At 31.9% G+C, this 12,476-nt stretch carries 18 protein-coding genes; 12 read left to right on the forward strand and 6 right to left on the reverse strand.

Annotated elements, in window-relative coordinates; all coding sequences use genetic code 11:
* Positions 1–110: 110 nt before the first annotated feature.
* The 3 genes from htpG to H2O64_RS22775 all read left to right on the forward strand — a co-directional run bounded on the left by htpG (position 111) and on the right by H2O64_RS22775 (position 4,870).
* Positions 111–1,994 (forward strand): molecular chaperone HtpG, encoded by a 1,884-nt coding sequence (gene htpG / locus H2O64_RS22765; protein ID WP_187564552.1) that lies wholly within the window; start codon positions 111–113, stop codon positions 1,992–1,994.
* A 111-nt stretch (positions 1,995–2,105) separates the two neighbouring features.
* Positions 2,106–3,758, forward strand: coding sequence for a serine hydrolase (locus H2O64_RS22770; protein ID WP_187564553.1), 1,653 nt, complete (start codon positions 2,106–2,108; stop codon positions 3,756–3,758).
* 221 nt (positions 3,759–3,979) lie between these two features.
* Positions 3,980–4,870 (forward strand): RluA family pseudouridine synthase, encoded by an 891-nt coding sequence (locus tag H2O64_RS22775; RefSeq protein ID WP_187564554.1) that lies wholly within the window; start codon positions 3,980–3,982, stop codon positions 4,868–4,870.
* A 110-nt stretch (positions 4,871–4,980) separates the two neighbouring features.
* Here the strand turns inward: H2O64_RS22775 and H2O64_RS22780 are convergent, their stop codons facing one another.
* The 6 genes from H2O64_RS22780 to H2O64_RS22805 form a co-directional block, all read right to left on the reverse strand.
* Positions 4,981–5,124: a hypothetical protein gene (locus H2O64_RS22780; protein ID WP_187564555.1), complete on the reverse strand. Its 144-nt coding sequence runs from the start codon at positions 5,122–5,124 to the stop codon at positions 4,981–4,983.
* A 76-nt stretch (positions 5,125–5,200) separates the two neighbouring features.
* Positions 5,201–5,344, reverse strand: a complete 144-nt coding sequence (locus H2O64_RS22785) for a hypothetical protein (RefSeq protein ID WP_187564556.1) — start codon at positions 5,342–5,344, stop codon at positions 5,201–5,203.
* Positions 5,345–5,503: 159 nt separating this feature from the next.
* A complete protein-coding gene (locus H2O64_RS22790) occupies positions 5,504–5,701 on the reverse strand; it encodes a hypothetical protein (RefSeq protein WP_187564557.1) in 198 nt (65 codons plus the stop codon).
* Between the two features lie 129 nt (positions 5,702–5,830).
* Positions 5,831–5,983 (reverse strand): hypothetical protein, encoded by a 153-nt coding sequence (locus tag H2O64_RS22795; protein ID WP_187564558.1) that lies wholly within the window; start codon positions 5,981–5,983, stop codon positions 5,831–5,833.
* 246 nt (positions 5,984–6,229) lie between these two features.
* Complete coding sequence (locus H2O64_RS22800) at positions 6,230–6,427, reverse strand: hypothetical protein (RefSeq protein ID WP_187564559.1); 198 nt, start codon at positions 6,425–6,427, stop codon at positions 6,230–6,232.
* 101 nt (positions 6,428–6,528) lie between these two features.
* Positions 6,529–7,203, reverse strand: coding sequence for a M15 family metallopeptidase (locus H2O64_RS22805; RefSeq protein ID WP_187564560.1), 675 nt, complete (start codon positions 7,201–7,203; stop codon positions 6,529–6,531).
* Between the two features lie 43 nt (positions 7,204–7,246).
* Here H2O64_RS22805 and H2O64_RS22810 point away from each other — a divergent pair, with 43 nt between their 5' ends.
* From H2O64_RS22810 to H2O64_RS22850, 9 genes are all read left to right on the forward strand, one after another.
* On the forward strand, positions 7,247–8,434 hold the full coding sequence (locus H2O64_RS22810) for a tetratricopeptide repeat protein (protein ID WP_187564561.1): 1,188 nt from the start codon (positions 7,247–7,249) through the stop codon (positions 8,432–8,434).
* A complete protein-coding gene (locus tag H2O64_RS22815) occupies positions 8,421–9,026 on the forward strand; it encodes an alpha-ketoglutarate-dependent dioxygenase AlkB family protein (RefSeq protein ID WP_187564562.1) in 606 nt (201 codons plus the stop codon). The genes H2O64_RS22810 and H2O64_RS22815 overlap by 14 nt, the downstream gene beginning before the upstream one ends.
* A 285-nt stretch (positions 9,027–9,311) precedes the next feature.
* Positions 9,312–10,172 (forward strand): SPFH domain-containing protein, encoded by an 861-nt coding sequence (locus H2O64_RS22820; RefSeq protein WP_187564563.1) that lies wholly within the window; start codon positions 9,312–9,314, stop codon positions 10,170–10,172.
* Position 10,173: 1 nt separating this feature from the next.
* Positions 10,174–10,350 (forward strand): hypothetical protein, encoded by a 177-nt coding sequence (locus H2O64_RS22825; protein ID WP_187564564.1) that lies wholly within the window; start codon positions 10,174–10,176, stop codon positions 10,348–10,350.
* A gap of 4 nt (positions 10,351–10,354) precedes the next feature.
* The gene (locus H2O64_RS22830; protein ID WP_187564565.1) at positions 10,355–10,819 is read left to right on the forward strand and encodes a hypothetical protein; all 465 of its coding nucleotides are present in this window, start codon (positions 10,355–10,357) and stop codon (positions 10,817–10,819) included.
* A gap of 9 nt (positions 10,820–10,828) precedes the next feature.
* On the forward strand, positions 10,829–11,302 hold the full coding sequence (locus H2O64_RS22835; protein WP_187564566.1) for a hypothetical protein: 474 nt from the start codon (positions 10,829–10,831) through the stop codon (positions 11,300–11,302).
* The gene (locus H2O64_RS22840; RefSeq protein WP_187564567.1) at positions 11,299–11,463 is read left to right on the forward strand and encodes a DUF4177 domain-containing protein; all 165 of its coding nucleotides are present in this window, start codon (positions 11,299–11,301) and stop codon (positions 11,461–11,463) included. The genes H2O64_RS22835 and H2O64_RS22840 overlap by 4 nt, the downstream gene beginning before the upstream one ends.
* 5 nt (positions 11,464–11,468) lie before the next feature.
* Entirely contained in the window at positions 11,469–11,885 is a 417-nt protein-coding gene (locus H2O64_RS22845; RefSeq protein ID WP_187564568.1) for a DUF1648 domain-containing protein, read from the forward strand.
* A 106-nt stretch (positions 11,886–11,991) separates the two neighbouring features.
* Positions 11,992–12,177, forward strand: coding sequence for an Arc family DNA-binding protein (locus H2O64_RS22850; RefSeq protein ID WP_187564569.1), 186 nt, complete (start codon positions 11,992–11,994; stop codon positions 12,175–12,177).
* Positions 12,178–12,476 lie beyond the last annotated feature (299 nt).

The following is a 12,476-nucleotide window of genomic DNA, read 5'->3' on the forward strand; positions in this document are numbered from 1 at the left end:
GTTGACAGTATTTATGTCATCTTGTCACTTGTGTGAAATTGGTATTTTTTTTGAAAAGAAAGTCATCAAACAATACGAATTATTTAATCATATAACTAAAAAGATAACAAATGGCAACAGGAAATATCAATGTATCTGTCGAGAATATTTTCCCTTTAATCAAGAAATTCTTATACAGCGATCACGAAATCTTTTTAAGAGAACTTATCTCTAACGCAACAGACGCAACGCTAAAGCTAAAGCATTTAACTAGTATTGGAGAAGTAGGTGTCGCTTATGGAAATCCGGTTATTGAAATTAAAGTAGATAAAGAAGGAAAGAAATTGCACATTATTGACCAAGGAATTGGAATGTCTTCAGACGAAATTGAAAAATATATTAATGAAGTTGCTTTTTCTGGAGCAGAAGAATTTTTAGAAAAATATAAAGATTCTGCCAAAGATTCAGGAATTATCGGACATTTTGGACTTGGTTTCTATTCTGCATTCATGGTTGCAGAAAAAGTTGAAATTATTTCTAAAAGTTACAATGAAGATACACCAGCAGCACATTGGACATGTGATGGTTCGCCACAATTTACACTAGAAGCACACGACAAAACAGCACGTGGAACTGAAATTATTTTACACATTGCAGAAGATTCAACTGAATTCTTAGAAGATTCAAGAATCAATGAATTGTTAGTAAAGTATAATAAATTTATGCCGATTCCGATCAAATTTGGAACGAAAGAAGAAACATTACCACTTCCAGAAGATGCTGCGGAAGATGCAAAACCAGAAACGGTAACTATTGACAATATCATCAACAATCCTACGCCGGCTTGGACAAAACAACCAGCAGATTTAGAAGATGAAGATTATAAAAAATTCTACCGCGAATTATATCCAGCACAATTTGAAGAACCTTTATTCAACATTCACTTAAATGTAGATTATCCGTTTAACTTAACTGGTATTTTATACTTCCCAAAACTTGGGAACGATATGAATATGCAGAAGGATAGAATTCAATTATACCAAAACCAAGTATACGTAACTGACAATGTAGAAGGAATTGTACCAGAGTTTTTAACGATGTTAAAAGGTGTCATCGATTCTCCAGATATTCCATTGAATGTTTCGCGTTCGTACTTACAAGCAGATGGAAATGTGAAGAAAATTGCTTCATACATCACGCGTAAAGTAGCAGACAAATTAAGCTCGTTGTTTAAAAGCAATCGAGAAGATTTTGAAGCAAAATGGAACGATATCAAAATTGTGATTGAATACGGAATGCTTTCAGAAGATAAATTCTTTGAAAAGTCGGAAAAATTCACATTATATCCTTCTGTTGATGGAACGTATTATACGTATGCTGAATTGCACGAAAAAATCAAAGATGTACAAACAGATAAAGATGGTAAAACAATCATTCTGTATGCTTCTAACAAAGATCAGCAACACAGTTATATTGAAGCTGCGAAAGAAAAAGGATATGAAGTTTTATTACTAGATTCTCCAATTGTTCCACATTTGATTCAAAAACTTGAAAGTTCGAAAGAAAATATTTCGTTTGCACGTGTAGATACTGATCATATTGACAATATCATTAAGAAAGACGAAGAAGCAATTTCTAAACTTTCTGATGAAGAAAAAGAAAGCTTAAAAACGACTTTAACGGAAGTTGTTCCCGCAGAAAAATATACAGTTCAGCTGGAAGCAATGGATTCTAGTGCTTCACCATTTATGATTACGCAACCAGAATTTATGCGTCGCATGAAAGAAATGCAACAATCTGGCGGTGGCGGTATGTTTGGAAATTTCCCAGAAATGTACAACCTCATCGTGAATACAAATCATGAGTTGGTTGGACAAATTCTAAACACAAAAACAAAGAAAAAACAAGAACGCTTAATCAAGCAATCACTAGATTTAGCACGTTTATCTCAAAACTTATTAACGGGAGAAGAATTGACACAGTTCATCAAACGTAGCTATGAGATGATTAAATAAATACAAAAAAAACACTATCTTAAAGCCTCTTGAAATCAAGAGGCTTTTTTTGTAACCAAATCTTAGTTGTATCGTCATACATACAATCAATCAATCAAAAATAAGTATACCATGAACAAACTATTAAATTTAAAACTGCTCTTTTTACTGCTTTTTGTATCAATTCCGTCTGTGCAATTTGCGCAAAACATGGAAGAAAAAATCGATCAATTAATGAACGATCAATACAAAGCAGATGACTCTGGAGCTACCATTTTAATTGCTAAAGAAGGAAGCGTCGTATATCGAAAAGCGTACGGGAAATCAAACTTGGAATTGAACACAGACATGATTCCTGAAAATGTTTTTGAAATCGGATCCATCACAAAGCAATTTACAGCGGTTGGTATTTTAATGTTATTAGAAGAAGGAAAGCTTTCGCTAGATGATGAAATCACCAAATTCATTCCTGATTATCCAACACAAGAAACTACAATTACCATTCATCACTTACTCACGCATACTTCTGGAATTAAAAGTTACACTTCATTAGAATCATTAAGAGATTATGCCCGAAAAGACATTTCGCCAAAAGAACTTATTGATGCTTTCAAAGATGAGCCAATGGATTTTAAACCTGGCGAACAATATTTGTACAACAACTCTGGATTTGTATTACTAGGCTATATCATTGAAAAAATAAGTGGCATGCCGTATGATGATTTCATTCAGAAACGAATTTTTGATGTGTTAAAAATGGACAATTCGTCTTATGGAAGTAAATATACCATCATAAAAAATAGAGCTTCTGGATACCAAAGACAAGAAGAATACTTGAATGCAAACTACATTAGTATGACCATTCCGTATGCAGCGGGTTCTATTATGTCAACCGTAGATGATTTATTTACGTGGCAAAAAGCAATTAGAAGTAATACATTAATTTCTAAAGAAAGTTTAGCCAAAGCGTTTACCAATTACACATTAAACAATGGTAAAAAAATAAACTACGGTTATGGTTGGTCGCACAATATCATCAATGATGTTCCTGTTATTGAACACGGTGGCGGAATTTTTGGCTACACTACACAAGGAATTTATGTGCCAAGCGAAAATGCATACATAATTATTTTGACAAATTGTAATTGTAGTTCACCAAGTGAAATTGCTTTTAAAATTGCAGCAATTGCCATAGGAAAACCATATCCAGAGATTTCAAAAACGGTAAAATTGACCAAAAAACAATTGCAAAAATGGGTTGGCGCGTATGAATTTGAAGATGGTGCTGTCCGATTTATAACGCTTAAAGGCAATCAATTATCTAGCCAACGTGCGGATGGAAATACTGCTTTTAAAATTTTCCCAATTACGGAAAATCACTTCTTTTTTGAAGACAGTTTTGCACAATATGTTTTCACAGATGGAACACCTAAAAAAGTAGTTTTCAAAAATAACATTGACGTTTCAAAAGGTGTTGAAACGGACAAAAAAATGCCCGAAGCCAAAAAAGAAATTCAACTTTCCGAAAAAGTCTTAAAAAAATATATTGGAACTTATGAGTTAGCGCCTAATTTTAATATTGAAATTACAGTAGAAGGAAATCAAATTTTTGGACAAGCTACGAATCAATCTAAAATTGAACTATTTGCCGAATCGGAAGATAACTTTTTCTTAAAAGCAATTGCCGCAACGATCACTTTTGAAATAGACGCAACTACAAAAATACCTTCTAGTTTGACATTAGAACAAGGTGGGCAAAAAACTAAAGCCCTAAAAATTAAGTAAACGCTTAAACAACTTGGATTTTTAGATATGCACGAAAGTAAATGTCTAAAAAGTCCTAATTGTTATCATTTCGAGCGCAGTCGAGAAAAAGTAAGTTTTGAATATCAAAGCATTTCGACTGCGCTCAATGTGACAACTGTTTATATTTCAACTTTTTAGATATATACACGAAAACCATTTCTTTTGAGGTGGTTTTTATATTTTTACCAAAACAATCATTCTTGAAACTACTCGAAACACATATTGTCCCGAAACTCAATTCCACTGTGCGAATTCAAGAATATGATGTGTCTTTGCTTAAAAGTATTCAAAGTAAAAGTTCGCTCAAAAAAGCCATTAAAAAAAAGCTCATTTTAATTAATGGAAAAACTGCCACTACTGCGACACATATTATAGAAAATGATGTGATTGAAATTTATGCCGAAGAAATCATTCCTAAGAAAATTTTCAAGCTTGCAATTCCTGTCATTTTTGAAGATGATGAGCTAGCAATTATCAACAAACCAGCTGGATTTCCAACAAATGGAAACTATTTTAAAACCATTGAAAACGCCTTACCACATAACCTGAAACCTTCCATAGTAATGGATGCTTTAGCATTTCCAAAACCTGTGCATCGTTTGGACAATCCGACTTCGGGAATTTTAATAGTTGCCAAAACAAAAAGTGCACAAATACACTTACATCAACAATTTGAGCGACAGGAAATTTCTAAAATTTATCAAGCTATTGTCATTGGTAAAACTTCGGAGAAAGGCGAGATTCATTCGGCTGTAGCCGAAAAAGACGCGTTTACAAACTATGAAACAATACAAACAGTTCCTTCGTTGCAAAACGAATTTCTTTCACATGTAAAACTCTTCCCAAAAACAGGAAGAACGCACCAATTGCGAATTCATTTGGCAAGCATTAATCATCCAATAATTGGCGATCAACTTCACGGAAAAGTAACTGAAAATTATAAAAAAGGATTATTTCTGTGTGCAACTTCCATTCAGTTTCTGCATCCAACAACAAAAGAAAAATATTTATTTACCATTGAACCACCAAACAAATATCAAAGCTTTTTAGCCCGTGAAAAACGACGGTTTCTGAAATATAGACTTACTTAGATTTATTAGACTTGATTAGATTCTTAGACGTGTTGGACTGTTAGATTTCTAGCTTTGCGTACACTGAGCGGAGTCGAAGTGAAAAAAGCGAACCGAAGTTCGCTTATAGATTAATCGCAGGCACAATTTGAAAAATTACATCGCGAAACTCCGCTATTTCTTTTTTGCTGTGTACCGCCTTTGATTTCATTAAATGTCATGTTTGAAATGACTTTTTTGTTAATTGTCAACGATTGAAAATTTCTTTTTTTCATGAGTATAGTTTTTAGGTTATAACCTAATGTAAAAAAACGCTACACCAATCATTTACGGGAATACCATAATTAACTTTTACGAAGAAATATACTGTGTCATTTTCTGCATAGCTTTATCAGCCATTTTAGCTTTATTGACAGTTACTTGAGCAGTAATGGAATGTCCGCCTAAAACTTGTTGTACATTTTTAATTTCGAATGTTTTGAACTTATTAATCATAATTTTATTTGTTTATTAAGTTAATAACCAAAAAGATACAAAAAAAAAAGAGCAAACTTACGTCTGCTCTTTTGTCAACAATTAAGATTCCTAAAAAACGCTTTCTGTGGAATTGATATAACTGTTCGTTTTTAGTATCGTGATTATAATGTTGATTCATTAACAAAGAAATGAATCGCAGAGACACACTGAATAATCAGAATTCGGTAATGGAATTGGCTCCAATGGTGTTTCAATAGGATCCAAATGACAGCGTAATAAGTCTGAAAATGATCCAACTCCACCTTTTACATTGTCACTAATGATTGCAATAGATTTCTTGTTTAATGCTAAATTTTTTAAATTTTGTTTTTTCATATCTAAATATATTTTGTAGTTATATCTAGTAGGGTTTATTGTGAAGATTCATTACCCAAAAAAAATAAAAAAACTTGAAATTTCAGCATGAAGCATAAAAAAAGCGAACCGAAGTTCGCTCTATTTTTTTTAGTCTAACCAGCAGTCAAACCAAGTGTTACAACCAGTTCCACCTTGTCCTTGACCGCCTGAGCCGCCTTTTAACTTATCAATTTCTTTTACTTCTAGTCTTGAAATGCTTTCTTTAACTAGTTTCAGACTTTTAAGATTCTTTTTTTTCATCGTGTAAAGTTTTAATTAATAAGCAATTAAATTAACACTTCAAAAGTTGAAAATAGTACGGGAACACCGTAAAATTTTTATAAATACAATTCAGAATCTAACAAGTAATAAATGTAAATTAAAGAAGAATAATGTATTCTGTAGCTCCTGCGCCTCCAGTTATAATTTCTGGATTTGCAATCTCAAATTCTTGAAATTTTTCTAACATCATATTTCGGTTTTAATTGAATAATTACTTAAGAAGTTTTACACAAAACCTCCATCGCACAAATAACCTGTAGAACCATGAGAGCCAGTACGTTGACACCAACCTGCTGTATTACAACAATTTCCTGGGCCACAATATCCATTGATACCACATTGCTTTTTCCCTCCTTTTAAAGCGTGTTGTTCTGACTTTTCTAAAACTTTTACACCATCAAACTTTAAGATTTTCTGTAACATACTAATTGAGTTTTGAGTTAATAATCAAGTAAACTACTAAATAATTGACTTGCTTGTTTACGGTAATACCTTACTTAACAAAGTTTTAGAAGTTTCTAACATTATTTTACAGGAAAATCAAAGTATTGATTTTTATAGGGTTCACCGCGTAATGTGAAATGCCACCATTCTTGTGGATAGTTTCTAAAACCGTGTTTTAGCATCAATCTTTGTAATAGTGCACGATTTTGTAATTGTATTTTTGTCAAATCTTGATAGGAAACCCACGATATTTTTCCAAAGAAATCATACGAACTTCCCATATCGAGTTCTTTTTTTGTGCTGAGATCAATAATAGTAACATCAACAGTACTTCCGCTACTATGTCGTGATTTCGTTGCAATATATTCTAGCTTGAATAAATCTTTTTTAGCAACATTTGGATAGAATTGTTGTTTGGTCAACGTGTCTTTTAAATTCCGCGCCCATCTTTGAAAATGATCAACAGCGCGTTGCGGTCGGTACGCATCAAAAATTTTAATTCCTAAGTTTTCTTTTTTCAAATCTGCTTGCACTTTTTGTAAAGCTAAAGTTGCAGATAATGATAAAATGCAGGTTTCGGCTTCGTAACCATCAACTTTTGCACCTACAAAATTATTCGTTCCAAAATAGCGCATTTCAAGTTCAATGCTTGGAATCTGATCTTTCACATACACAAAACCTTCTGGAAGTTGTGATGACGAATGAATCGTTACGAAGCATACAAGAATTAATAGTATATTTATGATCTTTGACATAACCAAAATTACAATTTACTACAAACATAAGCATTAATCAAGTATGGATTCTCCGAATCAATTGAGCAATAAAAGCTTCTTCAAATATATCATTACACTTTTAGGAATTGGTATTGTATTTTATTTAGCAATTCATTTTGGAAAAAAATATAAAGTATCACAAAAAACAAAAAAGGTTACTGCATTTTACAATCAATTTACTGATGAAGAATACATCGATTTTGCGAAGCAGTTAGAAACATCTATAAACACACATAATCCAACATTATTTGACAACAGCGTTAATATTGCTTCATTTTTGAATTTTTCTAATCGTGAATTAACACAAAGCTATCATAAACGCCAAGCAACCAAAATCATAGGTTCTTATATAAAAATAGGAAGTATCTTAGTCGATCAAATAGATAATGATGGAGATTTTAAGTTTACGCGCTTCTATAAAGAAAATGGTATTCCACATATCATATTTAGAATTTATCGTGTTGATTTTGTTAATTTTATGGACTTTAAAGTTGGCATTCAAAATAGTAAATTTGTCTTGGAAGATTCTTATAATTTCTTTTCAGGAATTATCATGTCAAAAATAATATCGGATATATACAATAAAGCCATTAACCAAAATAAGCAAGCAATTTCTAATCTTAATAGTTATGAAAATATAAATTATCAGTTACAATCATTTCAATATCAAGAAGCATATGAATTGCTTTTAACTATTCCCGAAAAAAATAGAGATGCCATCTATCATCAGTTTTTGTTAATTACTACATTAAATTTAGATGATGAAAAATTTAAGAGTACAATTGCTGAAGCTAAAAAATTAAACCCCAATGATGAAAAATTTCATTCGTACTTAAACTTTCAAAAAAGTATTCTTGAAGGAGACTTAAATCAACTTAACAAAACCATTAAAATACTTCAACAGCATGTTGGCGAAGATCCAATTTTTGACTTATATCGAGGAATTATGTATTACTATAACCTTGAATATGACAAAGCAATTCCTTTTTTCGACCGTGTTATGACAACAATGCCTAGCTTTTATGATGGTTATTATTATAAATTATATACGCTATTGCTCCAAGAAAAGACAAATGATGCTTTGAATTTAGTGGCTACGATGAATGATAATTTATTTTTGGATGAAGAAGAATTAGAATTAAATCTAGCAGATTTTGAAGATTTTACAAGTTCTAAAGCATATAAAACCATTTTCAATGATTCGGAATAATAAGAAACCTCAAGGTTTCCCATTACATCTACCTGATGCTGACATCACGTATTATCCAAATTTTATCTCACACACAGAAGCTTCTGCAATTTTTGAAACGCTAAAGGAAGAAACTCCTTGGCAACAAGACGATATTAAGGTTTTTGGAAAAGTGTATGCGCAACCACGATTGACAGCTTTGTATGGAACCAATCAAAAATCATATAAATACTCTAACATTGAAATGATTCCGCATCCATTGACGACAACTTTAGCTAACCTAAAGCAACTAGTGGATGAAACGTGTCATGCAGATTTTACAACCTTATTACTAAATTATTACCGAGATGGAAAAGATAGTAACGGCTGGCATGCGGACAATGAAAAAGAATTAGGCAACAATCCGATCATTGCTTCACTTAGTTTTGGGCAAGAACGTTTTTTCCACTTAAAACATCGCACAGATAAAACACTTAAACACAAACTACTATTGCAACATGGAAGTTTGTTATTGATGAAAGGCGAAACACAACATCGTTGGCTGCATCAAATTCCAAAAACGGCAAAAGAAATTCAAGGCCGTATCAACATCACATTTCGCATTATTGCATAAAAAAAAGCATCCCGAAAGATGCTTTTTAAAACTAACCAACCAAAAATGTAACGTGCTCTATTTAGAAAGTAACCAGCTTTACTAAATGTCATTGCAGTGTTACACTTCTATATAAACAAACGGCGTGCCAAACTCGTTTTTAGCTTATAATCCTTTCTATCATTGACTTCATTGTGTTCTCAAAAAAAGTATCTCTAAAAATATATTTTGAAAATATTTGGATTATATAAATTTAATTTCATATATTTATGATATCATTTTAATATCAATCTAAAATATCATATCATGAAAGAAGAGAAAATTATTGTCCCCGCGAATGGTTATTTGATGCTGTTTGTATTTTTAATCCTGTTTTTTGGAAGCATTGCTACCATTATTATATTTGAAAATCCGTTACCAATTATCACAATTGTAATAGCAATTGTGCTGGCAATTGGTTTTATAATGGTAAATCCTAATAATTCTCGTGTCCTTCTTTTATTTGGTAAATATGTGGGTACGGTAAAAGACAATGGTTTTTATTGGGTAAATCCGTTTTACACCAAAAAGAAAATTTCTCTAAGAGCAAGTAACTTTGATAGTGAACGCTTAAAAGTAAATGACAAACTTGGAAACCCAATTATGATAAGTACCATTTTGGTTTGGAAAGTTCAAGACACCTATAAAGCAGCTTTTGATGTTGATAATTACGAACATTTTGTAAGAGTTCAAACGGATGCTGCAGTTCGTAAATTGGCAAGTATGTATCCGTATGACAATTTCGCAGATGAAGGTCATGATGAAGACATTACCTTACGTTCAAGTGTAAACGAAGTGAGTGAAGCTTTAGAGAAAGAATTGGACGAACGTTTAACAATTGCTGGAATTCATGTCTTAGAAGCACGAATTGGTTATTTAGCCTATGCACAAGAAATTGCAAGCGCGATGTTAAAAAGACAACAAGCAACTGCTATTGTAGCGGCGCGACATAAAATTGTAGAAGGTGCCGTAAGTATGGTAGAAATGGCGCTTAATGAATTAAACAAAAAAGAAATATTAATCTTAGATGAAGAACGAAAAGCGGCAATGGTAAGCAACTTATTAGTCATTCTTTGTGGAGATAAAGAAGCGTCTCCAGTGGTAAATGCTGGAACTTTAAATCAATAAGATGAATAACAAACAAATTACCGCCATTGCGGTTGGCGTAGCTGCTGGCACAAGTATCGGAACTACCATTGGCGCTGTTATTGGAAATGTTGCTATGGGAACGATTACTGGTACTTTTATTGGAACTATTATTGGGGTAGTTTTTAGTTTGCTCGTTTATAAAGAAGATAAAGAATAAACACATGAAGACATTCAACTTATTAGAAGGAAAAGTACAACTTTCCAATACGAAACTTGAAGTTACGCAAGTAAGCAATTGGAGTTTAATCAAAAACAAACTGCTTTCAGTCGTTGCTGGAATGTATATTTTTGATCGTACAAGTAGTAAAATTGATCGCGGTTTTGATTCAATATGGGACATTGTATTTACTTCATTAATATACGTTCCGCTGAGCTTGTTTATCGGGTATTGGTTGTATAAAGAGTTTATTGTAAAAAGCTGGACAAATACTGTTAATGTTGATACAATTACATCTATAACCGAAACAATTGATGAAGAAAACCCTTTAAATATTGTACTTACTGTAAATGGGAAATTTTCTACGGTAGACTTACCATTTAGAAAATCTGAAAAAGAACATGTAGCTTTTCTGGAAAGTTTACAAAAGCTAAATTCACGGTATGTGGTAAAACAGGAAACAATTTAAAAGATCCAGATGAAAAACGTATATCAACTAAAAGAAGGAGAGTTGTCAATGTCTCATTCACATATGCAAACGCAAGAAGGCTTAATAATGAGCATACTTGCTAAGTTAGCAGTAATGATTATATTAATCATTTCTTTAAAAACCGTATTTACTGAATTTACAAAGTATCAAAATTCAGGAGAAGTGGGAAAACTGTTCACTGCTATTTTCCTTTTTATAATGACTCTTTTAATGACGCGCTTATTATATTATGTTTTTTTACAAAGAGATTATAGAAAAAAGGTTCAAATAACTGATTTAAAAGGAATTGTAGTAGACCTCAATTATGGAAATGAAGTAATAATTAAAATATTATTAAACAATAGTCGCTATAAAAAATTAAGATTTAGAAAATTAGAAAAAGAATATGAGCGCTTTCTAAATGATGTGAAAAAAATCAGTAATTGTGCTATATCTTATAATAGATTAAACAAAATATTATGAAAGAATATAAAGTACTGAAACCGAGTTTAGGTTGGTCCAACAGAATGGAAAAGTTGGAAGATTTTCTAAATGAATATGCTAAACAAGGTTGGGCATTACACACCATTAATAACTTTGACACGTATATCCAAGTAATTATGGAACGTAATAAAAATAGATAAGCACAATGTACGAAAACAGACCTAAAATAAAAATACCATTAGAAAACATAGATGTCATCTTGGAACTTGTGACGCTTGCTATTTTGGTCATTTTATGGGGTTATGTGTTGATGTCTTTTGCATCTTTGCCAGATATTGTCCCAATGCATTTTAACGGAAACGGAGAAGTGGATAGTACTGGCGGCAAAGGTTCCGTTTGGGCTTTGATGGCAATTACTACGGTAATTACTGTTGGAATTCACATCCTAACCAAATATCCAAATATTCATAACTATTTGGTCGAAATTACAGAACAAAATGCAGCGTACTATTATAAAATTAGTTGTCGCTTATTACGTATTGTAAACTTATGCACCTTGCTCGTTATGTCGTATGTTGCGTATTCAGTTATTACAATAGCTATGGGGAAAAAATTATGTTAGAATCCTCATTTATCTATATTATTATAGGATTTGCTGTAGTATTGCCTGCAGTACTATTTGTGTACATGTCAAAAAGTAAAAAAGACGAATTGTCAAAAAAATAATTATGGCAAAAAAGAAAGCCTTTGCATTACGAATCAATGAAGAGATGTTAAAATCTATTGAAAAATGGGCCGCTGACGAATTCCGCAGTACCAATGGACAAATAGAATGGATGCTTATGCAAAGTTTAAAAAATGCAAAAAGAGAACCCAAAAAGAAAAATGATCCATCACAGGAAACGCCAGAATAGGTTTTATTCTGGGTTTTTGAATAAGATTACTTATTAATTCACTTATACTTCTTCATGTTTAAAAAAATTCTTTTAGGAATAGGTTCCATTATAGTAGCTAGTATCATCGTTTTTATGATTCCAATTACATCAATAATTAAAAATGAAAGTGCTAGTGATGCTGTAATAGTTATCACTTCAATTTTTTTAGCATTATCTATTTATCGCTTTATGAAATCTAAACTAATCAAGTAATTACTACTTAAAAGTTTACGGTATACATTCTTCAAACCTTGAATCATTAAATTTTTCAATACGAA

Origin of the sequence: Kordia aestuariivivens (assembly GCF_014397005.1) — a bacterium.
Classification (GTDB): Bacteria; Bacteroidota; Bacteroidia; order Flavobacteriales; family Flavobacteriaceae; genus Kordia; species Kordia aestuariivivens.

Coding starts and splice junctions, on each gene's coding strand:
- htpG (WP_187564552.1), top strand. CDS start 111: ATGGCAACAGGAAATATCAATGTATCTGTCGAGAATATTTTCCCTTTA.
- H2O64_RS22770 (WP_187564553.1), top strand. CDS start 2,106: ATGAACAAACTATTAAATTTAAAACTGCTCTTTTTACTGCTTTTTGTA.
- H2O64_RS22780 (WP_187564555.1), bottom strand. CDS start 5,124: ATGAAAAAAAGAAATTTTCAATCGTTGACAATTAACAAAAAAGTCATT.
- H2O64_RS22785 (WP_187564556.1), bottom strand. CDS start 5,344: ATGATTAATAAGTTCAAAACATTCGAAATTAAAAATGTACAACAAGTT.
- H2O64_RS22790 (WP_187564557.1), bottom strand. CDS start 5,701: ATGAAAAAACAAAATTTAAAAAATTTAGCATTAAACAAGAAATCTATT.
- H2O64_RS22795 (WP_187564558.1), bottom strand. CDS start 5,983: ATGAAAAAAAAGAATCTTAAAAGTCTGAAACTAGTTAAAGAAAGCATT.
- H2O64_RS22800 (WP_187564559.1), bottom strand. CDS start 6,427: ATGTTACAGAAAATCTTAAAGTTTGATGGTGTAAAAGTTTTAGAAAAG.
- H2O64_RS22805 (WP_187564560.1), bottom strand. CDS start 7,203: ATGTCAAAGATCATAAATATACTATTAATTCTTGTATGCTTCGTAACG.
- H2O64_RS22810 (WP_187564561.1), top strand. CDS start 7,247: ATGGATTCTCCGAATCAATTGAGCAATAAAAGCTTCTTCAAATATATC.
- H2O64_RS22815 (WP_187564562.1), top strand. CDS start 8,421: ATGATTCGGAATAATAAGAAACCTCAAGGTTTCCCATTACATCTACCT.
- H2O64_RS22820 (WP_187564563.1), top strand. CDS start 9,312: ATGAAAGAAGAGAAAATTATTGTCCCCGCGAATGGTTATTTGATGCTG.
- H2O64_RS22825 (WP_187564564.1), top strand. CDS start 10,174: ATGAATAACAAACAAATTACCGCCATTGCGGTTGGCGTAGCTGCTGGC.
- H2O64_RS22830 (WP_187564565.1), top strand. CDS start 10,355: ATGAAGACATTCAACTTATTAGAAGGAAAAGTACAACTTTCCAATACG.
- H2O64_RS22835 (WP_187564566.1), top strand. CDS start 10,829: ATGAAAAACGTATATCAACTAAAAGAAGGAGAGTTGTCAATGTCTCAT.
- H2O64_RS22840 (WP_187564567.1), top strand. CDS start 11,299: ATGAAAGAATATAAAGTACTGAAACCGAGTTTAGGTTGGTCCAACAGA.
- H2O64_RS22845 (WP_187564568.1), top strand. CDS start 11,469: ATGTACGAAAACAGACCTAAAATAAAAATACCATTAGAAAACATAGAT.
- H2O64_RS22850 (WP_187564569.1), top strand. CDS start 11,992: ATGGCAAAAAAGAAAGCCTTTGCATTACGAATCAATGAAGAGATGTTA.